Origin of the sequence: Endozoicomonas euniceicola (genome assembly GCF_025562755.1) — a bacterium.
GTDB lineage: Bacteria > Pseudomonadota > Gammaproteobacteria > Pseudomonadales > Endozoicomonadaceae > Endozoicomonas_A > Endozoicomonas_A euniceicola.
Genome location: NZ_CP103300.1, coordinates 4,820,440 through 4,843,894, shown reverse-complemented (window position 1 = coordinate 4,843,894; position 23,455 = coordinate 4,820,440). Strand labels below are relative to the sequence as shown.

The window sequence follows — 23,455 nt, the reverse complement described above, 5'->3', positions numbered from 1 at the left end:
AATTGACACTATGCAAACACTGTCGCCATTTAATAAAAACTGGTTATTTATTTGAAAAGCGTAACGAAAATTAATTGACAGTGTCAGTTTATAGTGACGTTTTAATGGCAAATAATTCTGATCAAAACCGGTAAAAAAGACATTTCTCTGTCATTCGTAGATGATATTAATAACAAAAATAAAAACGACAGTTTTATGTCGTTTTTATTTTTGTTAATAGAATGAGAATAACAGCCGGATAATTGAGGCGATTTATTCAAACGAAAAAAAACGCCATAGACAAGTCTATGGCGTTTTTTTAAGACAGAAAAAGAATTAACGGGCAGTTTCTTCGTAGCGGTGCAAACTGTACTTCCTCATTTTTTCAACCAGTGTCGTACGACGAATTTGAAGTTTATCAGCAGCCCTGGCAACAACATTATTACAGTCACTTAACGCTTGCTGAATCAGGCTTTTTTCCAGGCGAGTCAGAAACTCTTTCAGATCCAGGCCACCGACCGGTAACACAGCCAGCTCATCCACACCACCACTGCCAGCGGGTTGAATACTATCAGGAAAGAGATCCGCAACGCCGTCATCATCACCGGTATGCTGATCAAAATGGCAGAAGTTTGGCGGTAGGTCCTGAATACCCACAACACCATAGGGATACATCACAGCCAGACGTTCCAGCAAATTAGCCATCTCCCGGACATTACCCGGCCAGTCATGGCGACACAAAGAAAGAATAGAGGCAGAGCTGAGTCGGATAGAACCTCTGCCCTGCTTTTCCATCGCGCCCACCAGTTCATTAAGAATTAGTGGAATATCCTCGGGCCGCTCCCTGAGAGCAGGCATTTCAATCGGGAATACATTTAACCGGTAATACAGGTCTTCCCGGAACTCGCCTGCCTCAATCATGTTTTTAAGATTTTTATGGGTAGCGGCAATAATTCTGACATTCACTTCTATAGGTTCAGAGCCACCTACCCGGTCAAAGGTTCTTTCCTGCAACACACGCAGCAGTTTGACCTGCATGTGCATGGGCATATCACCGATTTCATCCAGAAACAGAGTTCCACCCCGGGCCAGCTCAAAGCGTCCTTTCCGGGTAGCAACCGCTCCGGTAAAAGAACCTTTTTCATGACCAAAGAGTTCACTTTCAAGCAGGTCATGGGGAATCGCACCACAATTCACCGGAACAAAAGGTCCATCCTTCCGATCAGAATGTTCGTGCAGATTGCGCGCGACCACTTCCTTGCCAGTTCCGGACTCCCCGGTAATCAGCACGCTGACATCACTGTTCGCCACTTTCGACATGGCGGCTCGCACTTTACGAATTCTTTCCCCTTTGCCCACCAGCCCACGAAACAGTTCCACCTGGTGATTAAAACCGGTTTGGTGCACCTGTCGCCACTGCTCACGATAGACCTGTCCATAATGCAAACACGAAAGCAGCTGCGGCTTGGTGCAAGGCCAGTCGATGCGGGAGATAATTTGACGGCGAAGTGAGGATTGAAGATTTTCAGGAAGGGGTTCAGCAATACGAACCACCGGAACACCTCCGCTCCAGCGCTGTATTCGGGCAATCATTCCCTGAAGAGAGCTTTCTGCCTGAAGAAAGTCTCCCAGGAACAAGGCACAGAAGCCACCCTTGTCCATGTCGCTGACGGCTTGTTCCCAATGTGCCGCACCAACAGCTTTGGTGCGATACCCCATAAATTCGAGTATGGTGCTAAGATCATGGCGACGCTGCTGAGCGTCTTCTATGATAAGCACCTGATCCACTGTCTCCATTGTAACGACGTTCCTTGTCATCAAAGCAATGAAAAAAAACAGCTTGAATTAATCAGAATCGCTATAAAAAATACTCTTATTAATTCATTTAAGGTCTAAATAACTGTTTCGTCAAATTTATTTCCAACTTTAATGAATTTTTATCGGGATTTTTTCAATTTGTCGGGAATGCGGCTGTTATTCCGGAGGGGTCAAGCACTTTTTAGAGCAATTATTCATAGTGCAAAACAAGAGAGCAGAAATCAGCATCAGCAGGCAAACGATATGAACTCACCGCATAATTGTTTGTCAAAAAAATCTCTATTCAAGTAAGTCAAAAGTGTCAGTCAGTTGCTTCCTCTGGTTTCTCAACTTAGATTGACCGCTTTAAAATAGGAGGTATATATTCAATGCTCACATCGAGATGCTGTTCACTAAATCCTGTTGACTTTATCCAGAGCCGTATAAAAGAGATAGATTTTCAGGCAGAGGTTAGTTTTTTAGACAATTTGACTATACGCATCCACCACACCTGTCAAAAGATGCTGTCGGCAATAACAAATAGTGATTAAAACATTTTACTTCCACAAGAAATACGGGATCGGCAGATCAGGCAGCTTGAGCGTGAAACAAGTAAACATCTAGTCGATATAACCGCCCTTCCCTACAGGTCAATGCTTATATCAAAGCTTTCACTTGAGGATGTAGAAGACTTTTTTTTCGGTTTGAAATTCTTCTGGAATCCACTTGAGCATGCTTCGCCTGTGGAGTTCGCTGAAAATATCAAACACGAAACATTTATTGAATTGCATGTTTTAAACAACATTCTCAATACCCTGCGTGACAAGCAACTTTTTACCAGGCAGGAACTTTATGACAAAGATCGTTACGCCTCTCCAGTCACTTACTCGGAAATACCAGCAGACAGCGCATTTTCAATCCATTTTGATCTGGAAAAACAGTGTGCAATGCTCTTTCTTCACAGAGCGCAACGAGCCAATTCACATGATAAAAAAGGTGTCAAACCTAAAAAATCATTCTTATAAAGAAGCTAATTATTGTTGCTGTTATTCATCATAAAATACATCTTCAGGCTGTTCACTATCTTCATAAAATTGGTCAAAATCATCAGCTTCTTCATAAGGTGATCCCAACTGATTATATTCAGTCTCATCTGCGTCTTCATCTCTGTCAAAATACATCAGAGATGGATCGAAACCTTCTTCAGACTCATTCTCTGCTTGCTGGTTTTCCCAGTCATTTACAGGCAAATAATCCGGTTCGCCATCTTCAGTGGCCATTAGATTTAATGAAAAAAATACCGCAATGAAAGTTGTTGTCCCTCTAATCATTTCAGCCTCCCTGCAAGTTACCTGTCGGAACGGTTTCAATAGACCAGTAGACCAATAAAAGAATGCCACCCAAAAGCTTTCCTGATGGCATCTCTAACTGATTTAACTAATAGTATAAGCAGCCAATACCATTATATATCCTGAACTTCCTCCCAGAGCTTACGCAAGCGTTTAGCTGAAACCGGAAAACGGGTTCCCAGCTGCTGGGCAAACAGGGACACCCGATACTCCTCCAGCATCCAGCGGTAAAGTGCCAGCTTCTCATCCACCAGCTTATGCTTCTGATGAATCTCCCGACGCTTTTCCCAGCCCTGATACAACAGGGTCAACTCTTCAGTCCATGCCCGGTCTTTATTAATCTGGGCGGGCAGTTTCTCCTGACGAAGCTCAATACCCCGCAGGAAACGCGGATAGTGCCTCAGCCATTCAATACCCGCATCCTGCATAAAGCCCGGATAAATCAGCTGTCCCAGGTGCGCTTTAATATCAGCCAGGGAAAAAGCCCGGTCAAAAGAAATCTTACCCTTGAGGTTTTTGCTAACCGAGTGAGCGGTTTTAAAGATTTCCAGCAGCAGTTTGTCGATCTCTTCCGCAAATGGCACCAGATTACCCTTGCGCTGATCCACCAGTGCCTGAAAGGCGTCCTGGTTTCTGGGCCACTCATCCGGGTTCTGCACAAATACCTCGGAGATCAGAAAGCTCTGAAGGTCATCTTCCAGCGCCCGCGCCTGAACAATCCCTGTGGTTAGCAACTTAACCTGTGCAAAACTTTTCATTTTGCTCAGAGCAAACTTAATCTGACTGGATAATTTGAACCGGAACAGTCGCGTTAAACCTTTACGATGCTCACTGGCTGCCATTCCCTGATCTTCAAACAGCTTCACCGCCACACTGTTTTTCTGATCCACCAGGGCCGGATAGGTTTTCAGCACCAGCCCACCCACTTTACGGGTGATCTCCTGTGGCAACTCACCACAATTCCAGTCTTTCAACCCTTCCTGTTCCAGAGGGCTGTCTGTCAGTTTACGCAGACTGTCTTCCAACTGGTTGCCAAACTGCTCTTTCAGCCTGATCAGATCACGCCCCTGCCCCAGCTCCTTACCGTTTTCATCAATCAGGCGGAAATTCATGCGCAGATGCGGATCAAGGTCATCGATATTCCAGTGCTCATCCAGAATGCGAACCCCTGCCATACGATGCAGATGATGACCAAGAATTTCGGTCAACGGCTCGTCGCAGGTCGACATAGCTTCCATGGCACCACGTACATAATCCGGCACCGGTACAAAATTCTTACGAACCACCTTGGGCAAGGCGCGCACCAACGCAACGCACTTGTCGTACAACATACCGGGAACCAGCCATTCAAGACGGTGTTTAGGCAACAGTCGCAACGCCTGAACAGGCAGTGTCAGCGTGACACCGTCGTCAACAGCGCCCGGTTCGAAATGGTAGGTTAACGGCAATTCCAGCCCCTCCCAGCGCAGGCGATCCGGATACTTGTTTTCCGTCACCTGATCCGCATCATGGCGCATCAGATACTCTCGGGTCAGAAACAGCAGTTGCGGCTGCTCTTTCTCAGCGGTTGATCGCCACTTTTCAAAACCAGCGCCATTATGAATGTCTTCCGGCAGGCGTTCATCATAAAAGGCGTAAAGGGTTTCCGGGTCCACCATAATATCCCGGCGACGGGACTTGGCTTCCAGTTCATCCACCTCACCAATCAGGTCAAGGTTGTGCTGCTGGAAAGCGCCTTTGGAATGATAATGCCCTTCCACCAGCGCTTCACGGATAAATATTTCCCTCGCCACCACCGGATCAATCGCACCGTAGCTCACACGACGACGCCCGACAATAATCAGCCCATAAAGAGTGACCTGTTCATAGGCGACAACCTGAGAGCGTTTTTTCTCCCAGCGCGGCTCAAAGTAGTTACGCTTCACCAGATGCCCCGCCAGCGGCTCAATCCACTGGGGTTCAATTTTGGCATTAACCCTGGCGAACAGACGGGACGTTTCCACCAGCTCCGCCGTCACCACCCACTTAGGTTTGCGTTTATACAGGGTAGAAGCCGGGAACAGATAGAAGCGACGGTTTCTCGCACCCATATAGTCCGCTTCTTCATCCTTATTGCCCAGATGAGACAATAAGCCTGCCAGCAATGATTTATGAACATCGCCATAACTCGCCGCTTCATCATTAACCTTCAGCCCAATGTCTTTGCAGGCCAGCGCCAGCTGGCGGTGAAGATCACGCCATTCACGCATCCGCATAAACGACAGAAATTGCTGTTTGCAATATTTACGCAGCTGGTTCTGGGACAGTTCCTGACGCTGTTCCTCATAACTTTCCCAGAGTTGTACAAAGCTCATAAAATCGGAATCATCGTGGTAATGTTCACGATGACGCTGATCCGCTGCCTGCTGTTTTTCTGCCGGGCGCTCCCTTGGATCCTGAATCGCCAGGGCGCTGGTAATAATCAGCAGCTCATTCAAGGCACGATTTTTATGAGCTTCAATCAGCATACGTGCCAGTCTTGGATCAACCGGCAATTGCGACAACTGTCTGCCAACCCGGGTCATGCGACGGTCGTCATTGACCGCTCCCAATTCCTGCAACAACTTAAAGCCGTCGTTAATCGCTTTGGAATCCGGCGAATCCACAAATGGAAAGGCAGCTATGTCGCCCAGCCCCAGACGCAACATCTGCAGGATAACCGCCGCCAGGCTGGTACGCAGAATTTCAGCATCCGTAAACTCAGGACGGGACAGGAAATCCTCTTCACTGTACAGACGAAAACAGATCCCTTCCGCTACACGACCACAACGACCTTTACGCTGATTGGCCGACGCCTGGGAAACAGGCTCTACCGGCAGGCGTTGCACTTTGGAACGCACACTGTAACGGCTGATCCGGGCCGTTCCCGGATCAATCACATAACGAATACCCGGAACCGTCAGGGAGGTCTCCGCTACGTTGGTGGAAAGGATCACACGACGACCGGAGTGTGACTGAAAAATCCGGTTCTGTTCAGCCGCTGACAGGCGGGCATAAAGCGGCAGAATCTCAGTATGCGCCAGACGGGCATCCCGGAGAAACTTTGCCGTTTCACGGATTTCCCGTTCACCACTGAGAAATACCAGCACATCGCCCAGCCTGCCACTTTTACTGCCCCGCTCCAGGTCTTCAATTTCCCTTAAAGAAGCGAGAACGCCCTGCTGCAAACGCTGGTCAGCATCACGCCCTTCCAGCTCAAGTTCTTCCAGGGGCCGATAGTTTACGTCAACCGGGTAGGTGCGACCGGACACCTCAATCACCGGAGCGTTATCAAAGTGTTTCGAGAAACGCTCAACATCAATGGTGGCCGAGGTGATAATAATCTTCAGGTCAGGGCGTTTCGGCAACAGATGCTTCAGGTAGCCCATCAGGAAATCAATATTAAGGCTGCGCTCGTGAGCCTCGTCGATAATGATGGTGTCGTAGCGGTTCAGAAAACGGTCGTTCTGAACTTCAGCCAGCAGAATACCGTCAGTCATCAGTTTGACCAGAGTATTTTCGTTACCGTGGTCGGTAAAACGTACCTGGTAACCCACCTGCTCACCGACCGGCACTTTCAGTTCTTCCGCAATACGACTGGACACCGAACGAGCAGCCAGTCGGCGTGGCTGAGTATGACCAATCAGGCCATAAACACCCCGTCCGGCCTCAAGGCAGATTTTGGGTAATTGTGTGGTCTTGCCCGAACCGGTTTCACCGGCAATAACCACCACCTGATGATCACGAATGGCCCGGGCAATTTCATCCCGACGCTGAACCACAGGCAAGGCGTCATCGTATTTAACCTCAGGAATGGCAGCAGCGCGCGCCTGTGCCCGGTTAACTGAGCGCTCAATACGATCCTGCAGCTTTCCCAGTGCTGACTCATCGCTGCGCTTCAGGCGCTGCAACTGCCGCCGCAGGGGATAGCGATCCCTGATCATGCACTGGTCAATAGCACTGCGTAGCTCGTTTTTGCCGGACACTCAGTTCTCCTGGGATTTAACATCGATAGATAAAGAAAGGGCGGGATTATACCCGCCCTTTCTCTTTAAACAACAGCCAACAGCCAACAGCCAACAGCGGTATATTAAATTCCCCTTAAGACGCTGCCAGCTTTTTCAACTCTTCTTCACGCAATTCACGGCGGAGAATTTTACCGACGTTCGTGACTGGCAGCTGATCACGGAACTCAACCTGCTTAGGCACCTTGTAGCCTGTGACATGTTTACGCAGGTGCGCAATAACGTCATCACGGTTCAGTTCAGGGTTAGAAGAGACCAGAAAAACTTTAATGGCTTCGCCACTGCGCTCATCAGGAACTCCAATGGCAGCGCTCTGGACAATATCAGGGTGCATGGTCAGCACTTCTTCCAGCTCGTTCGGGTAGACGTTAAAGCCGGAAATGCAAATCATGTCTTTTTTGCGGTCAACGATGGTGGCGTAACCTTCATCGTCAATCCTGGCAATATCACCGGTTTTCAGCCAGCCGTCCGCATCAACACTGTCGGCAGTGGCTGCTTCATTCTCCCAATAGCCTTTCATCACCTGGGGACCGCGAACACACAATTCACCGACTTCGTTCAGGCCCAGATCATTACCTTCATCGTCAATTACCTTCAGCTGGCAGGACGGCACAGGAATGCCAATGGTACCCAGTTTGATGCGGTCCAGAGGGTTAATGGTGACAATCGGCGAGGTTTCAGTCATGCCATAACCTTCACAGATTTTACAACCGGTCAGCTGCTCCCAGCGTTCAGCGGTATCCATCTGTAACGCCATCCCCCCTGATACGGTGTTCTTCAGGTAGCTGAAGTCCATTTTGCGGAACTCTTCATTTTTCATCAGTCCCACAAACAGGGTGTTCAGGCCAACAAACATGCTGAACGGCTTACCCCTGAGATCTTTCATAAAGGTTTTCATATCCCGCGGATTGGTAATCAACAGGTTATGGGCGCCTACCAGCATCCCCACCATGCAGTGAACGGTAAACGCAAAAATATGGTACAGCGGCAGAGGTGCCACCAGCAGCTCTTTACCGTCTTCCAGATTGCGAGCTACCATGGCCTTGGTCTGGAACATATTGCTGAGAATATTACGGTGCGTCAGCATCGCTCCTTTAGCGATACCCGTCGTACCGCCGGTGTATTGCAGTACTGCAACCTCGTCGCCTTCTTTGCGGGCATCCAGAGGCGTATTTAAAGCCCCCAGCTTCATGGCTTGCGTAAACGGCACCGCGTTGGCTACCACATAGTCCGGCACCATTTTCTTCACATACTTAACGACGGCATTAACCAGAACACGTTTCACGGCGGGCAGCATATCGCCAACGTCGGTAATGACGACATGCCGGATACTGGTCTTTGGCACCACACGCTCAGCCATGTGAGCCATGTTCGATAACACCACCAACGCTTTAGCGCCCGAGTCGTTAAACTGATGTTCCATTTCACGCTCGGTATACAGCGGGTTAGTATTCACTACCACCAGACCCGCACGCAGAGCCCCAAACACAACGACCGGAAACTGCAACAGATTGGGCAGCATTACGGCAATACGATCACCCGGACGCAGGTCGGTATGGTTTTGAAGATAGCTGCAAAACAGTCCACTCTGATGGTGTAGCTGTGCATAACTGAAAGTTTTACCCAGGTTACTGAACACGGGTTTATCAGCGTATTTGCGTGCGGAATAATCCAGAACGTCCAGAATAGAACGGTACTGTCCGGTATCTATTTCGGATGGTACGCCATCAGGGTACTTGTCATGCCAGAAATTACTGTTAATCACTGTCGCCCTCCTTTAGCTGAGTAACAACGAGGAGGGAACCGGTGTGTTGCGGCAGCTGCCCTTTAGACATAAAAATCACGAAATCCGTTACCACTCAATACGGTCAAAGTTGAATCTGATTGGGGGGGAGAAGCACAGGTACCTCTAATACCTGTCCAACCCCGGCGGCAAAAGGTTATCAGTTTTGACTTTTTACGAACAGGCAGTATTCGGTAAATACCCGATTGTTTCCTGTAACAGAGCGTCTTTCAGAGCCAGATGTTGTCGGCCAGTGCTTCTGAACGCACTGAACAGAACTATACTATCCGGTATTTAGTGCCGCAGAGATAAACAACCAATGTCCGTTATAAACGGAGCTTTATTTACAGATATTCGTAAGTTTCACACACCTGAATCCAACATTAATACAGCGGTCATCGTTATAGATGAAACGGATGGAAAATGGTGCAGTGAAACGACCAAAAACCACCTTATCAGAATACAAAGACAACAAGATACTCTTCGTTTCTGCATAGAGCTGGGATGCAAAATCATTGTCGTACATGAAATTTACGAAAGCTTCGCAAAACATATTTACAGTATTATCAAAAAACCAGACTTTTCATGCATCAAAAAAAATGCGGGGGTACTGGGTTCAGAGACATCCCCACGACTATTGCCTTTCCTGAAAGAGAATAACATCACAAGCCTTGTTCTTATGGGAGGTATGTACAGTATGTGTGTGCGAGAGTCTCTGATAGGACGCTGCTCCCAAGGGATGAGATACTCAGGTATTTTAAATCATCAAATCGTAGTACTTACATCTCCAAGCTTACTCGCAAGCTATAAACCTGAAATGTACTCACTGGAACCGAAATTTTCACCCGATGCCCGCTCATTTGAAAACATAAATCCAGATTACGTGGATGACACGAACTGGCCTCTCTTTGCATTACACCCGGGAATAAGGCTCTATACCCGGCTTGATGAATAGCCACAAACTCATTCTATTGAAAGAACATACGGACATACAAATAGTACGATGGTATAAATAGGCCAAAATATAAATGAGCCAAAATTAGCATGGATCAAATAATAACCTTGCCAACTGACGACGGTCATAGTATTCCGGTTTTTCAGTGGCCGTGCGCCGATGCAAAAGCCGTTGTGCATATCAGTCATGGACTCAGTGAACATGCGCAGCGCTACCATCACCTCGCCCTGCAACTGAACGCCGCTGGTTTTGAAGTGTTTGCCCATAACCACCGGGGACACGGACCAGCTGCCCCGCAGCCCGCCTTCTTTGCCCACAAGCGTGGCTGGGAGAAAGTGGTCGAAGATCTGGACATTGTTATTCAAAGCATCGGCGAACAATCACCGGGCAAGCCTCTGTTTCTGCTGGGACACAGTATGGGCAGTTATATCCTGCAGAGTTACCTGATGCGCTACACACCTAAGTCACTGGCTGGCTCTGTGCTATCGGGTTCCAACTTTGCCCCGCAACCTCTGCTGACTCTGGCTCGACTCATCACACGGATTGAACGATACCGACTGGGGCAAAACGGGCAAAGTCCGATCATTCACGGGCTGGTCTTTGGTCAGTACAACAAAGCATTTAAACCGAATCGCACAGAGTTTGACTGGCTCTCGCGAGACCCGGCAGCAGTGGATGCCTACGTTGATGATCCACTCTGCGGACAACGCCCCGGCAATCACCTCTGGCATGACCTGTTTGGCGGTCTGCAATCCATCTCCTCAGCCAGGGCACTGCAACAGATCAGTCCTGAACATCCAATACTGGTGATGGGAGGCACCCACGACCCGGTCAGCGCTCCGGCAGTACCACCTGCAAAAAACGGACAACATAAACTGTCACAGGCGTTACAGAAAGCAGGCATAAAAGATGTTAGCCTGACGCTCTACCCTGAAGGCCGTCACGAGATGTTCAACGAAATTAATCGTGAGCAGGTTATCTCAGACCTGATAGAATGGCTTGAATCTAAAATTCAATAATTGGACACCAAGACGTATGCGCCAGTTGGAAAATATTCCCTTTGAAGAACTCACCGTGGGCCAGTCCGACTCCCTGACCCGAACCCTGACCGAAAAAGATCTGCTGCTCTTTGCCAAAGTTTCCGGCGATACCAACCCGGTTCATCTTGATAAAAACTTCGCTGCCACAACCCAGTTTGAAGATCGTATCGCCCACGGCATGTGGACGTCATCCCTGATCTCCTGTGCGCTGGCCACCAAACTGCCAGGGCCTGGCGGTATCTACCTGTCTCAGGAAGTGAAATTCATGCGTCCGGTCAAGGTAGGCGACACCGTGACTGTAAAACTGGAAGTACTGGACATTAACGAACGCCGCAAACGTGCGACCGTTTCCACCAACGTGGTGAATCAGGACGGCAAAACCGTTGTGAAAGGCAAGGCAGAAATCATGCCCGCTATTGAAAAAGTCGTGGTGGACGAGTACCCGCTGCCAGAGGTTGAGCTAAAGGGCTAGGAGCCTGACATCGTTCATGAGTTTGTTTCACTGAAAAACTTATGGATCACACCATCCTCGGTGAACCGACCGGTGTAAAACCGCAAGCCGGGGGGCAGATTTATGGATGTGAAGTCTTTGCAGCACTGAAGTATGTACCAGGTTATGAGCCTTTGGGGTCCGTCTCCCTATTGGAGGCCATCTCCCTGTTGATGATTTCCAGAAGGTCATTAAAGGCTTGCGAATCAGGGAGTTGGTTTTCTGATGTTGAGTTATTCTGTTCCACTTGTGAAGTGGGGGGAGTAGTCGACATCTCAGTGGTACCCTGTCCTGTTGGCCTTACGCTGACTGACTCGCTCTGTGAAGTCGATGTTACTGGAGCGCCAGCGTATGTGGGTTCTGACTGGCCGGGAAAGGGAGCGAGTGTTGGACGGTAACCGGTAGTTGCAGGGCTCACTGGTGTTAGCACGGCTGACTGTGGCGTAGAAGAAAAAACAGTATATAAAGGGGCAGCCATGGAGAAGGAGGTATAAAATGCTGCCATAGAGCCTTCAAGCTGTTCTATGTAGCGGGTTCTGGCCATTTCCTTCTGTTGGAGTGCCTGCATTTTCTGACTCTGTTCTTCCAATTCCCGGTTCTTTGCTCCCAGTTTCGCTATTGTCTGTTGCAGTGTCTGGGTGACAGACTGTACTTCCTGATCCCTGGATTCCAGTTCCGCTTTTGTCTGTTGTAGAGCCCGGTTGGCAGCCTGTGCTTTCTGGCTTTTTTCTTCCAGTTGCCTGGTTGATTCCTGCAGCTCCTGACGGGTGGCCTCTAAGTCAGTTTTCAGTTGAGTTGAGCTTTCCTCCGTGTCCATCAGGACATCACCTCCATCCACCCGTTCTGATTCCAGGATCAGTATTTTCGTACCAAGCTCTTCAATTTTATCCTCAAATGCCTGTCGCTCTTCATTTGCTACTGTCAGCTGTCCGGTTTTCTGAGTCATTTCATCCTTAAGGTTCTGATGACGTTGTTGCAGTGTATTGAACTCATCTTTTAATGGCTGTAACTGCTTCTGAAGGGCGCTGTTTTTAGCTTCCAGCGATGAAACCTCTTGTTGCAGACCGGCAGTTTTCTTTTTAAGGCTGGTTGTTTCCTGTTCAAGCTGCTGCTTGCTGTCTAGCAGGGTCTGTTTTTCTTTTTGTAAGCTGGTCTCTTGTTCGACAAGTTCGCTGATCCTGGTGTTGAGTACTGTGACATTGTCATGAAAGGTATTTTTTTCAGCTTCAAGCGCTGAAATCTGTTGTTGCTGGTCGGCTGCTTTAGTCTCAAACTGGTCGATCTGATCTTTCAGGGTTTGTTTTTCTTTCTGTATGCTGGTCTCTTGTTCGACAAGTTCGCTGATCCTGGTGTTGAGTACTGTAACATTGCCATGAAGGGTATTGTTTTTATCTTCAAGCGCTGAAATCTTTTGTTGCTGGTCGGCAGCTTTAGTCTCAAACTGGTCGATCTGATCTTTCAGGGTTTGCTGTTCCTGTTGTGCGAGCGTCTGCTGTTGGGCTTCCTGCTCCTGGGTAGATTGGAGTTGAGTGGTCAGCTTCTGATTTTGAGTTTTTAACCCCAGAAACTTCAGTTTTGACGCTGAATTTTGAACCAGCAGGTTTTCATTTTCCTGTTCTGTTTTCAGCCTGCTCTCATCAGAAACTTTCACATTTTCCCTGAGTTCTTCACACTGTTTTTTCAGGGTGCTGATCGTGCTTTCGTTTTTTTTCTGAAGCTCGTAGTGTTCCTCTTCGAGTTTGGAAAACTGTTTTTGGCGCTCTCGAATTTCTTTACGGAGGAAATCTTTATCCTGTTGATACCGGTTCTCCAGGCGGTCTTTTTCCTCTGTTGCCTTTGCGTTCTTTGTTTGCAGATCGGTAATGTGTGCTTCAAGTGTACAGATCTTCTGTAACTGTGCGGCCTCAGTGTCCTTAAACTTCTGCACTGCCTGAAGGTGTTGTTTTAATTGTGCAGCAGAATTGCTCTGTTCAGTTTCCAGGCGTTGCTTCATTTCAGTGTAAGGCTCAGACTCGGGCTGCTTGGAAAGTTTATGGACACTCTGCTCACTGGTGAGTCTCTCGATCTTCTCATTTAGTTTTTTCCTGGCCAAACGGGACTGTTCATGATACCTGGTCGTTTCGCTTTTCAGCTTGTCGTGCCGGGTTGAAAGATCATTATACTTTTTCTGTAACGCTTCCAGCTGCTGACTTGTGGCGCTGGCCTGAGACAGTTGTTGTTGCAGTGTTTCCCGTTCAGCATTGAGTGTGTTGATTTCGGTCATTAATTGCACTTGCTGTGACTGGAGCTGGCTCAGTTCTTCCTGTACTTGCGTGTGAGTGGTAGTCAGCTGGTCGTGAGTTTCCTGCAGTTCCTTAAGTGCTGCAGAAGAGCGCAACATTTCAGACTGTATGGCTTTGGTATCAAGGAGTTCACCGGTGTCCACCTGGGTTGACACGGTGTTAACATTAATCTGCGGGGGTACCGTTATACTGGCGCTGTCTATTTCAGGCTCCCTCACGGGGACATCGTCGGTGTGACCGGTCTTGCTGACCGGGGCGCTGGAGTCACCTGCCCTGGGCTTTTTGGTTTTGGTATGTTTAGAGTCAGAGTCTGACGACGCTGCACGTCTTTTTCTGGAGTGTTTTGAGGTCTGTTCAGAATCGGATGAGTCATTGTCACTGCTGCTACTGCTGTCACTGCTGCTACTGCTACTGCTACTGCTGTCACTTCTGTCACTTCTGTCACTGCTGAACCGGCGACTGCGGTCGGGTGAAACGATCTGATCTTCCAGCCGGTTGTAAGCTAACCGGAAAATACCATTTAACCTGCCCTTGACATTCTTTATCAAATCCAGAGCGTCTGCAGATTGACCAGCTGCATAGTAGAGCCGGGCCTTCTCAAGGTGCGCATAGGTTTCCTTGTCTGGTTTTATGTTATCCAGTATTTGAAGAGCCTTATTCTTTTGACCTGTCTGCAGATAGCAATCAGCATAAGCGAGATCGATCACTTCATCCTGGTGAGATCCTTTTTCATAATTCCGCAATCCGTCCAGGCGGGATTTTGCGAGCCAGTAATCACCTTTTGCAGTGGATTCGAGAAATGCCAGCCATTTCTTATCTATAATCGTGCCGCAATATTTACTAAGTTCCAGGGATATCTTTCTTGAGGCAGAGGATGACTTAAAGTACTTCTCGTTCACCAGTCCTTTGGTAAACTTTCTCATCATCTCAGGGTTTTGACTGGCAGAGAGACCCAGCTGTCCTAAGCTGACAAAGTGCTTTGACACCTGTTGAGCCTCTTTTTGGCTGTGCAGGGAGTTACGGTGGCCCCTGGGACCGAAGGTGAGCAGGGTCCAGCCATAAAAGAGCATATTATTGTTCTGACGAATAAGGTCCTCTTTTGAATTGAGCTTCCGGCCGTGGAGCCAGACTTCTGACAAAGCCCTGGCTCCACAGGCCATGATCACAGCGGCATCCTGACTGAAACCTTCACTAACGGCGTCGTTGTGCTGTTCTTTCATAAGGTGAAATGCCTTGTGTATATTTTCGGCTGATTTAATTCCGTCAACCAGTTCCACCACCCTTCTGGCGCGCTGCCCGTCGGCGGACTCCCTGAAACGGGGGTCTTTTTCGGGGAGTTGTTGGCACACTTTAATGTAACACTCCAGCCACTGGGGCTGGCCGTTGCTTTTGAGTACCTGGCTGTTCAGGCTCCACATAAGATACCTGTGAGCCGCTTTGAGCCGGTCCGTAAAGGCTTCGTCTGAAGAGTCTGGATGCCGGGCGTCATTAAGCAGGTAGTTATCGGCAAAAATAACGGACTTGCGAATATCTGCCCAGTCGAGGTTGTCGTAGTCCTCTGGCAGATCCCTTTCCCATTTATCCGGGGCTTTCATGCTCTGTGTGATGACAGTCAGATCATCTTTTTTGAAATCTTTTCTTGTGTTTTTTGGCGCAGGTGTACTCTGATAGTACTTGGCAATAATCACCAGCACCGAAAGCATGTCATCCAGTTCAACCAGGCTTATCATGTCTTCCTGTGTAAAACGGTTTCTTTCGCCAAACGCCCGGGCGCTTACCCAGGGGTGCTCGTTCTGAAGCTCCCTAATCGCCTTACTGGCCTTTTCATACTGACCTTTCGCCATATAATCACAGCACTCCAAATGGACTTCACGAAATTTCTCAGGAATGGTGCGTCTGGCTGAGGACGATTCACCCTTTCGTTGTGTACCTGTGGTTGCACTGTGTGAATGGGAAGTGCGTGAGGTGTGGCGAGAGTCTGCCTTTCTGCTACGGATTGTCTTCGGAGATCGAGACCTGCTGCGGGAGCGGCTGGATTCCGATTCACTGTTGCTATTGTTATGTTCCTGACGACCACGGATATTTCTACGTTTTACCGTGGAATGCCTGAAGGTCGTCTCAGGCTGGGCTGCTGAGGATGTTGTTGCAGAAAGTGCTGCTGAAGCCTTGCTGTCTGGAGGGGTAGTCCCTGCTCCGCCTGTAAACATGATATCTTCCCTGATTCTTTGTAACTCCCCGTTGGACACGCCCAGGCTGTAATAGTTCCTGGGGCTCGGGTTGTATTGTTTCCGGGCGTACACCAGGGCAAAAACATGAATGATTTCTGAACGGGAAGTTAGCCACAAAACCTGTATAATTTAGCGCTTTACCCGTTCTCTGATGTCTGCAAAAACCCTTTTTTCCAAGTTTACTTCACTCACTGATAATCGAGACCCGAAGAAATCAACCCACATCCTGGCAGAGGTTATGTTCATGTCAGTCTGTGCCATCCTTTGCGGTGCGGACTACCTGCTCGCTGTGAAAGGCAACCAGAAAACACTGGCTGGTTGAAAATCAGCTGCACCGGGTTCTTGATGTCGCTTTTGACGAGGATCGTTGCAGGGCAGGAGGTGGCTTTGCTGCTGAAAACCGGGCTGTTGGCTGTTGGCTTTTGGCTTTTGGCGGTTGGCTGTATGAGCAGCTAATAGCCAACAGCCCGGTAAGTTATTGAATGCTGCGCCCCTAAAAGCAGGTATCAAGAGCAAACGAAAAACTTGTGGCTGGAACGAGGACTATATGATGACAGTGCTTGGGTTGATCGATTTGTGATCATGTTTTTGCCCTGGCCTTGGCTTGAATATCCATAAGCTAAAGTTTTGATTTCCACCGAACATACTCCTTAAATCTGGACGAATAGACAATTCACTACAATACTGAGCTTCCAGGCATGATTGAAGAAGTTCGCAGTAAGATCACCTATATTAGAGAAAGCCTGCCACGCACTTCCTTTTTGTGCATTCCGGTAGGTTGAGGAAAAATAAAATGCATCACAGGCTGAACATTCATCTGGTGATATCCTGCATTCTTCTGTCTTTATCTTTACAGGTTGCAGCCACTGGAGAGTTATGGCAGGGAGAAATAATTATCCAGGGCAATAAAAAGCCTGTTACTTTCGAAGCAAGGGTTTCCCCTAACAGTGCCGATAACATGCCACCTGAAATTCCACCGTTCCTCAGGACACCCGCATTTCCAACATTTATGGTGGCGGAGCCACCCTCACCATCGCCGCAAAGTAGCTCTCAACCTGAAAGTTCTGCTACTACCAGTATTTCACTGTTCAGTGGAGAGGATAGTCAGTCTCTGGAGTACAGAGTCAATCTAAATCGACTTTCCACCTACACCTATCACAACGCTGTCTGGGATAGTTCGGGGAGAATTGATGACAGTAGTTACAACCAGGGCAATTTGACCACTTCGCTCTATACCACAATAAATGGCCGGCAAACGCTTTTATTTGATGGTGGTATATTCACATACACAGTAGCCAGCCCGGTGGCTTTCGAGTCCGACTCCTTTGGCGCTGCGTACCATGGAATCTTTATCGATAGCAAACACAACGTTCTGACCGTCATGCTGGACAGCGCCGGCAACCTGATTGGCTTAACGATCAACGCTGAACAGGGAAAATTCAAATGCACACTATGCAAACCGTCTGATATTAAAAAAGGCGGCTCTGATAGAGCGGGGGACGGCGATGATGACAGTAGCGGCAGATATGAAAAAATGATTCGCAGTGCAAGCTATCTGGTTGGCTTCGCTAGTCAGTCCGAACCCTTAAAACCCTCATGTGGCGAGGATTATGCCAGGTACTTAGTGAGCGGCGCTGGTAAAAACAATCCCGAATACGCACAAGATTGGGAGTATTCGGATTTTGCGATCTATAAAAAGCAGATGGGAAAGCTGGCACCAATGGCTGAATCACCTGCCTGGCTGTATGCACTGATCTCGTTTATTTCGCTGGTAGCAAAGAGTTATGTCTTGCCTTAGGGTGCCAGCAATGACCAGACAATAACAAACCTGATTCAGATTAAAAAAACACCGGAACCTTTCCCCTTCATGGCAGTCAAAAAACGAACAGCTTACAGGCGAAGGCTTAAAGGTTATTATGAACGCAGACTTAAATGCAGAGATTTCCGGAGAATGCATCTATTGCAGCTATGACGCTAATCCCAAGAAAGACCTCCAGCATGAATGCGGAGCATTTTTCCACAGGGAATGTTGCGACAACTGGATGGCGACAGGAAAAGGCGACAATCAAATCCTTAAATGCCTAAAATGCCAAGCTCCACTGCCCGTTGAGTTCTGTCAAAAAAAACTGTCAGAAAGACACGCCGCACCAGCTGAAGACAGCCAGCCCCTGAGCCACGCTAACCAGAACGAAACGCCTCCTGCGAATAATTCAGAAGCAGACATTACAGACTCCATTGCTAAATTATTGGAAGAGGCGTATCCCGATATACCCGGAGCACAAGTAACAAGAGTTACAAGCTTAGGAGATGATACCCGGAGGGTTACGATAGAATCTATGGACGATGAAGGTAACTGGATCCCTATTGAATATACAGTGTCCGGGCCTTGGCATTAAAAAATTTGCGACACTTCGCCCTGACTCCAGCGCTAACATCTATAGGAAAGCCAGTCACTTTCAGTGCGGACCAGTCCGTTTGTACCTGTTCTGAATTCAGTTTGATGGATGACTCACAGATGATCGACAGCTCATCATCCGTGTGCGTCACTGAAAAGACCCCGCGATTCAGCACTTCCATGCCGGGTGCGAACTGGATGATTTTAAAGTCATGCTGGATGCCCGGGAGCAGTTTAATGTTCAATGAAAGCCCCTGCCTGTTTGCAGCAAACGAAAAGTTTCTTTCCTACGAAAGAAACTTCCACCAACGGCCGCAATCCTGTCTATCATTAGGTGTTGCTTATACAGCCTGGAGTGAAAGAACTAACTCTATGCTTTTTTATGCTTTACACAGGAGTACCAGGCATGCCCGGATTCATCTGTGATGAGTGTGGGAAAAGTCTCGCAAATGCGAACTCTCTCAGACTTCATAAGCAAATCCACACTCGTGAGCAGCCTTTTCAGTGCGAAGTATGTAACAGGTGTTTTTCTCGTTCCCATGATCTCACCCGACATATGCTTATCCATACCGGCGAAAAACCTTTCCCATGTCATTTATGCAACAAGACTTTTAGAGCTCAAGGAAACCTGACTCAGCACATACGAACCCATACCAATGAAAAAACTTTTCAATGTCAGGAATGCAAGAAGTTTTTTAGATCTCAATCAAACCTGACTCAGCACATGCGAACCCATACCCGTGAACGCCCTTATGAGTGTCAGCCATGCGGTATCTCTTTTGCTCAAATAAGTACTTTTGACAATCATAACAAGAGAATTCATCGCAAAAACGGACGCTTTCAGTGTCCTCTATGCGGTTGTCATTTTAGTCGACAGTCCAATCTCTTTAGACACTTCGAGGCAAGACACCCATCCGAATCAACAGTCCAGTCTACCACTGTGCATACGCACACGGAACCAGAAGGAATGGTAACCGTAACAAGCCGAACCAAGGAATCACCAAACGATACGACAATCATAAGCACCGTCACATCCGAGTTAGGAAGTGCCTATCTAGTCACTAAATACAGCCTTTCAGCCATCACAGCAACGGCAACACAGGGATCAGGACGAGTAACCACGTATACTGGTCAAAACCTTCCGGGCTCTGGCCCTGGAATAATTTTTCTAGATGAATCAGACCCTGAACTATTGAAGGTTCAGGCGAAGTACGACTCTTAAATAATCGGACAAGAATTTTAACTTTATTCGCAGATATCAAAAAAGTCAGTCTTCCCGGCTCTGCCGCAATCAGCTGCAGATCCCGTATTTATAAGTTAGAATTTCACCCTTTGCAGTATTATCAATAAAAATCGAGGCAAGCATGAAGCTTTCCACTTTTGGTACCAAGTTCACGACTCACTCGGGCATACTCTCGTTGATGGACGATCTTGGTAACGCTCTGGCAACAGAAGACGAAATGATCATGATGGGCGGTGGCAACCCGGCCCACATCCCTGAAGTTGAGGAAGTCTTCCGTACCCGTCTGCGGCGCATTCTGGACAGCCAGAACGAATTTACCCGGCTGGTAGGCACCTATGACCCACCACAGGGTGAAAAAGAGTTTATCCACGAAGTAGCGGCTTTCCTGAAACGTCAATTTGGCTGGCAGCTGAGCGCACGCAATATTGCCCTGACCAACGGCAGTCAGGCAGGCTTCTTTATGCTGTTCAACATGTTTGCGGGTGATTTCAATGATGGCACTCACAAACGTATCCAGCTCCCCATTGCGCCAGAGTACATCGGTTACACAGACGCTGGTCTCAGTGAAAACTTTTTCATAGCCAGCCGCCCAGACATCGATTACACAGCCCCTCATCAATTCAAGTACCGGGTCAATTTCGCCAACCTGACCATTGATGACTCGACTGGGGCACTGTGCGCCTCCCGACCTACCAACCCTTCCGGCAATGTCCTGACCGACGAGGAGGTCAGCCAGCTTGACACCCTGGCCCGCACCCACGACATTCCATTGATTATTGACGGCGCATACGGCACCCCCTTCCCCAACCTGATTTACACGGATGCGCAACCCCAATGGAACAGCCATACCATTCTGTGCCTGACACTGTCTAAGCTGGGTCTGCCTGCCGCCCGAACCGGAATTGTTATCGCTAACGAAGAAGTGATTAAAGCGCTCACAGGCATTAACGCCATTATGAATCTGGCACCCAACAGCTTTGGCAGTCTGGTCGCCCTGGATATGGTCAGGGATGACAGTATTGTCGATATCAGCAAATCCCTTATCCGCCCGTACTACAAAGACAAGGCAGACTTTGCCGTACAATGCCTGTATCGCCATATGGACGACAGTCTGCCCTGGCAGGTTCACAAGCCGGAAGGCGCCATGTTCCTGTGGCTCTGGCTCAAAGACCTGCCCATTTCCAGTCTGGAACTGTACGAACGACTGAAGCAACGTCGTGTGCTGGTCGTATCCGGGCACTACTTCTTCCCCGGCATTGACGAATGGCGTCATAAGCACGAATGCATTCGCATGACTTTTACCCGCGACAATACGACAGTCGAACAAGGTATTGCCATCATTGCCGAAGAAGTTCGCAAAGCTTACGCAGAGTAACCCGCCCATGCAGGTTCCTTGTCAAACCTGAGAACCTGCCTTGCTTTTCCTCAAATCAGTCCTAAAGTTATCGGATGCAGATTTTGCTGTTCAGAGAGTCTGCTCCGGGGCTTAAACCTTTGTGATGGTACTGCTGCAACACTCTGAAACTGTACGACACGAGTCTTTATCATTGGCTAGCAAACACGTCAATGCCTTCATAAGGAAGGTCGTTATGAATACCTTTATCCGATCAAAAGCGCTGTCTGTACTGGTTCCGCTTTTTGCTGTCACCCTGACCATTGCTTCACCAGCCTATAGCCAGAGCAATAACACCAAACGTCCGATCCCGCTGGAGCAGATCATCAACCAGATGCGCAAACAGCATGGCAACATCGTCGTTTATAACGTACGCCTTATTCAGGAAGACCGGCGCACCGTTCGTCTTATTGACTTTGCTCCCGAATTAAAAACCAGCCATCAGGGAATGCAACGCCTGGTGGTCGACGCCTTTACTGGCAAAGAGATCGAACTGGCTACCATGCGCTTTCCGATGTCACTGGAAAAAACACTGGCCAACCTGCACAAAAATCACCAGATAACCCGTATCACTAAAACCTGGATTGAGAATAACGGTGGTAACGAGATTCGGGCCATCGAATTCATCGATAACAGAAAAAAACACTGGCGAGCAGAAATGGATGCTTACACTGGCTTGCTGCTGAACGAACACCCATTCGAGTTAAAACGAACCGGCAAACAGATTCCGCTGAGCGATATTCTTAAGCAAGCCCACAGAGCCCACAAGAACATGGTCATTCTGAGAACCACTTCAAAACACAAGAAAAACATTCCAGTCAGAGAGATCGTTTATCTGGATGAAAACCGTTTTCGAAAACGCCTTATTGTCAATTCGATTACCGGAGAAACCATCAGCGACGAGCTGGCAGTCAGCCCGTTCTATCAGTAGCGAGTTTGATATCTGAGTGTAAATAAAACTTACACATTAAGTATTTAATCCCACGGCAACCACAAACCATAGGTGACAACGCAACAAAACAATCTGTAAAACGAAAACACAAAGCACCACAAAACAAGAAGCACCGAACAAACACTACACCACATTACCGCGCAACCGTATTTATACGTAGTGCCATCTACATACGTCAGCGATAATCTATACCATTCATGTTCAATCCATAAAGGATATGGGTTTTACAACTCGCCATACAGGGCTTTTAGAACATTATTTCATCAGCGTAGCGGCTGCACGCTATTCTACCCAATGCTACTTATTCGCACTCAGAGTCTGGACTTTGAACCTGCGGCGATAGAAGATGTTTGATTCTGCGATTAGGACTGCAAACAGCAGCCACTCAATCAGCGATCCAACTTTTCTGCTTATCCGGAAGTTTACTGGACACTTGTTCCATAACCTTCTGGCAGGAAACTGATTAAAAAAGAGCAATACTATGGATTTCAGACTGAAAAATCGTCACTTCGTCAAACTTCTGGATTTCACTTCCGAAGAAATCAACGGTCTTCTGAAACTATCTCGCGAACTCAAAGCCGCGAAGAAGTCGTGTGAAGAGCCTCGCTTTTTACAGAAGAAAAACATTGCCCTGATTTTCGAAAAAGCCTCTACCCGAACGCGCTGTGCTTTTGAGGTGGCCGCTTTTGATCAGGGAGCCAATGTCACTTACATTTCCAGTGGGTCACAAATGGGAAGTAAGGAGTCCGTAAAAGACACAGCCAGAGTATTGGGACGCATGTATGATGGCATAGAATTTCGCGGACATTTGCAACAGCACGCTGAAGAACTTGCCGAATTCGCCGGCATTCCCGTATGGAATGGCCTAACCAACGAATGGCACCCTACCCAGGTTCTGGCTGACTTCCTGACCATGATTGAACACAGCAATGGTCGTCCATTGAATGAACTGAAACTGTGTTATGTAGGTGATGGTCGCAACAATGTTGCCAACTCACTTCTGGTGGGTTCAGCTAAAATGGGTGTGGATTTCCGAATTGCCGCTCCAGCGGGTTTTGCTCCTGATGAGGCGCTGATCGAACAATGCCAGAGCATCGCCAGAGACACAGGTGCCAAACTCACCATTACCGAATCGGTCGAGCAGGCAGTCGTCGGTTGCGACTTTATCTACACCGATGTCTGGGTATCCATGGGCGAACCGATGGAAGCCTGGAAAGAACGGGTAGATCTGATGCTCCCCTATCAGGTCAACCAGGCCATGCTGAAACAAACCGGTAATCCGGACGTTCGCTTTCTGCACTGCCTGCCGGCGTTCCACAACGACGAAACCACCATGGGTAAAGAAGTTGCGGAACAACTCTTCCAGGGGCTCCGGGGAAAGGGTGGTATGAACGGTCTGGAAGTCACCGAAGAAGTCTTTGAGTCAGAACACGCCATCGTGTTTGATCAGGCTGAAAACCGAATGCACACCATCAAGGCAGTCATGGTGGCAACGCTAGGTGACTAGTACATCGTTTCATTACGTC

At 48.2% G+C, this 23,455-nt stretch carries 17 protein-coding genes; 11 read left to right on the top strand and 6 right to left on the bottom strand.

Annotation, left to right across the window (positions count from 1 at the left end):
- Positions 1 to 315: 315 nt before the first annotated feature.
- Complete coding sequence (locus tag NX720_RS19575; protein WP_262596878.1) at positions 316 to 1,776, bottom strand: sigma-54 dependent transcriptional regulator; 1,461 nt, start codon at positions 1,774 to 1,776, stop codon at positions 316 to 318.
- A gap of 653 nt (positions 1,777 to 2,429) precedes the next feature.
- On the opposite strand from NX720_RS19575, the gene NX720_RS19570 reads away from it, so the two are divergent.
- A complete protein-coding gene (locus NX720_RS19570; RefSeq protein ID WP_262596876.1) occupies positions 2,430 to 2,801 on the top strand; it encodes a hypothetical protein in 372 nt (123 codons plus the stop codon).
- 21 nt (positions 2,802 to 2,822) lie between these two features.
- Here the strand turns inward: NX720_RS19570 and NX720_RS19565 are convergent, their stop codons facing one another.
- The 3 genes from NX720_RS19565 to NX720_RS19555 all read right to left on the bottom strand — a co-directional run bounded on the left by NX720_RS19565 (position 2,823) and on the right by NX720_RS19555 (position 8,930).
- Positions 2,823 to 3,107 carry a hypothetical protein gene (locus NX720_RS19565; RefSeq protein ID WP_262596875.1) on the bottom strand — a complete coding sequence of 95 codons (285 nt, stop codon included), beginning with the start codon at positions 3,105 to 3,107 and terminating at the stop codon, positions 2,823 to 2,825.
- 131 nt (positions 3,108 to 3,238) lie between these two features.
- Positions 3,239 to 7,129 carry an ATP-dependent RNA helicase HrpA gene (hrpA, locus tag NX720_RS19560; protein ID WP_262596873.1) on the bottom strand — a complete coding sequence of 1,297 codons (3,891 nt, stop codon included), beginning with the start codon at positions 7,127 to 7,129 and terminating at the stop codon, positions 3,239 to 3,241.
- 115 nt (positions 7,130 to 7,244) lie between these two features.
- The gene (locus tag NX720_RS19555) at positions 7,245 to 8,930 is read right to left on the bottom strand and encodes an AMP-binding protein (RefSeq protein ID WP_262601613.1); all 1,686 of its coding nucleotides are present in this window, start codon (positions 8,928 to 8,930) and stop codon (positions 7,245 to 7,247) included.
- A 340-nt stretch (positions 8,931 to 9,270) separates the two neighbouring features.
- On the opposite strand from NX720_RS19555, the gene NX720_RS19550 reads away from it, so the two are divergent.
- From NX720_RS19550 to NX720_RS19540, 3 genes are all read left to right on the top strand, one after another.
- Positions 9,271 to 9,906 carry a hypothetical protein gene (locus tag NX720_RS19550; RefSeq protein ID WP_262596872.1) on the top strand — a complete coding sequence of 212 codons (636 nt, stop codon included), beginning with the start codon at positions 9,271 to 9,273 and terminating at the stop codon, positions 9,904 to 9,906.
- Between the two features lie 89 nt (positions 9,907 to 9,995).
- Positions 9,996 to 10,925: an alpha/beta hydrolase gene (locus NX720_RS19545; protein ID WP_262596871.1), complete on the top strand. Its 930-nt coding sequence runs from the start codon at positions 9,996 to 9,998 to the stop codon at positions 10,923 to 10,925.
- Between the two features lie 16 nt (positions 10,926 to 10,941).
- Entirely contained in the window at positions 10,942 to 11,418 is a 477-nt protein-coding gene (locus tag NX720_RS19540; protein ID WP_262596869.1) for a MaoC family dehydratase, read from the top strand.
- A gap of 142 nt (positions 11,419 to 11,560) precedes the next feature.
- On the opposite strand, the gene NX720_RS19535 is transcribed toward NX720_RS19540, so the two are convergent.
- Positions 11,561 to 16,063 carry a coiled-coil domain-containing protein gene (locus tag NX720_RS19535; protein WP_262596868.1) on the bottom strand — a complete coding sequence of 1,501 codons (4,503 nt, stop codon included), beginning with the start codon at positions 16,061 to 16,063 and terminating at the stop codon, positions 11,561 to 11,563.
- 34 nt (positions 16,064 to 16,097) lie between these two features.
- Between NX720_RS19535 and NX720_RS19530 the strand changes: the two genes are divergently transcribed.
- The 3 genes from NX720_RS19530 to NX720_RS19520 all read left to right on the top strand — a co-directional run bounded on the left by NX720_RS19530 (position 16,098) and on the right by NX720_RS19520 (position 18,342).
- Positions 16,098 to 16,268, top strand: a complete 171-nt coding sequence (locus tag NX720_RS19530) for a transposase family protein (protein WP_262596867.1) — start codon at positions 16,098 to 16,100, stop codon at positions 16,266 to 16,268.
- A 471-nt stretch (positions 16,269 to 16,739) separates the two neighbouring features.
- A complete protein-coding gene (locus NX720_RS19525; RefSeq protein ID WP_262596865.1) occupies positions 16,740 to 17,744 on the top strand; it encodes a hypothetical protein in 1,005 nt (334 codons plus the stop codon).
- Positions 17,745 to 17,862: 118 nt separating this feature from the next.
- Positions 17,863 to 18,342 (top strand): hypothetical protein, encoded by a 480-nt coding sequence (locus NX720_RS19520; protein WP_262596863.1) that lies wholly within the window; start codon positions 17,863 to 17,865, stop codon positions 18,340 to 18,342.
- On the opposite strand, the gene NX720_RS19515 is transcribed toward NX720_RS19520, so the two are convergent.
- Complete coding sequence (locus NX720_RS19515; protein ID WP_262596862.1) at positions 18,308 to 18,586, bottom strand: hypothetical protein; 279 nt, start codon at positions 18,584 to 18,586, stop codon at positions 18,308 to 18,310. The two genes, NX720_RS19520 and NX720_RS19515, sit on opposite strands and share 35 nt — an antisense overlap.
- Before the next feature lie 137 nt (positions 18,587 to 18,723).
- Between NX720_RS19515 and NX720_RS27260 the strand changes: the two genes are divergently transcribed.
- From NX720_RS27260 to argF, 4 genes are all read left to right on the top strand, one after another.
- On the top strand, positions 18,724 to 19,563 hold the full coding sequence (locus tag NX720_RS27260) for a C2H2-type zinc finger protein (RefSeq protein ID WP_404831104.1): 840 nt from the start codon (positions 18,724 to 18,726) through the stop codon (positions 19,561 to 19,563).
- 142 nt (positions 19,564 to 19,705) lie between these two features.
- Positions 19,706 to 20,959, top strand: a complete 1,254-nt coding sequence (locus NX720_RS19510; RefSeq protein ID WP_262596861.1) for a valine--pyruvate transaminase — start codon at positions 19,706 to 19,708, stop codon at positions 20,957 to 20,959.
- Positions 20,960 to 21,173: 214 nt separating this feature from the next.
- A complete protein-coding gene (locus NX720_RS19505) occupies positions 21,174 to 21,908 on the top strand; it encodes a PepSY domain-containing protein (RefSeq protein ID WP_262596860.1) in 735 nt (244 codons plus the stop codon).
- 502 nt (positions 21,909 to 22,410) lie between these two features.
- Positions 22,411 to 23,436, top strand: coding sequence for an ornithine carbamoyltransferase (gene argF, locus NX720_RS19500; RefSeq protein ID WP_262596858.1), 1,026 nt, complete (start codon positions 22,411 to 22,413; stop codon positions 23,434 to 23,436).
- Positions 23,437 to 23,455: the final 19 nt, after the last annotated feature.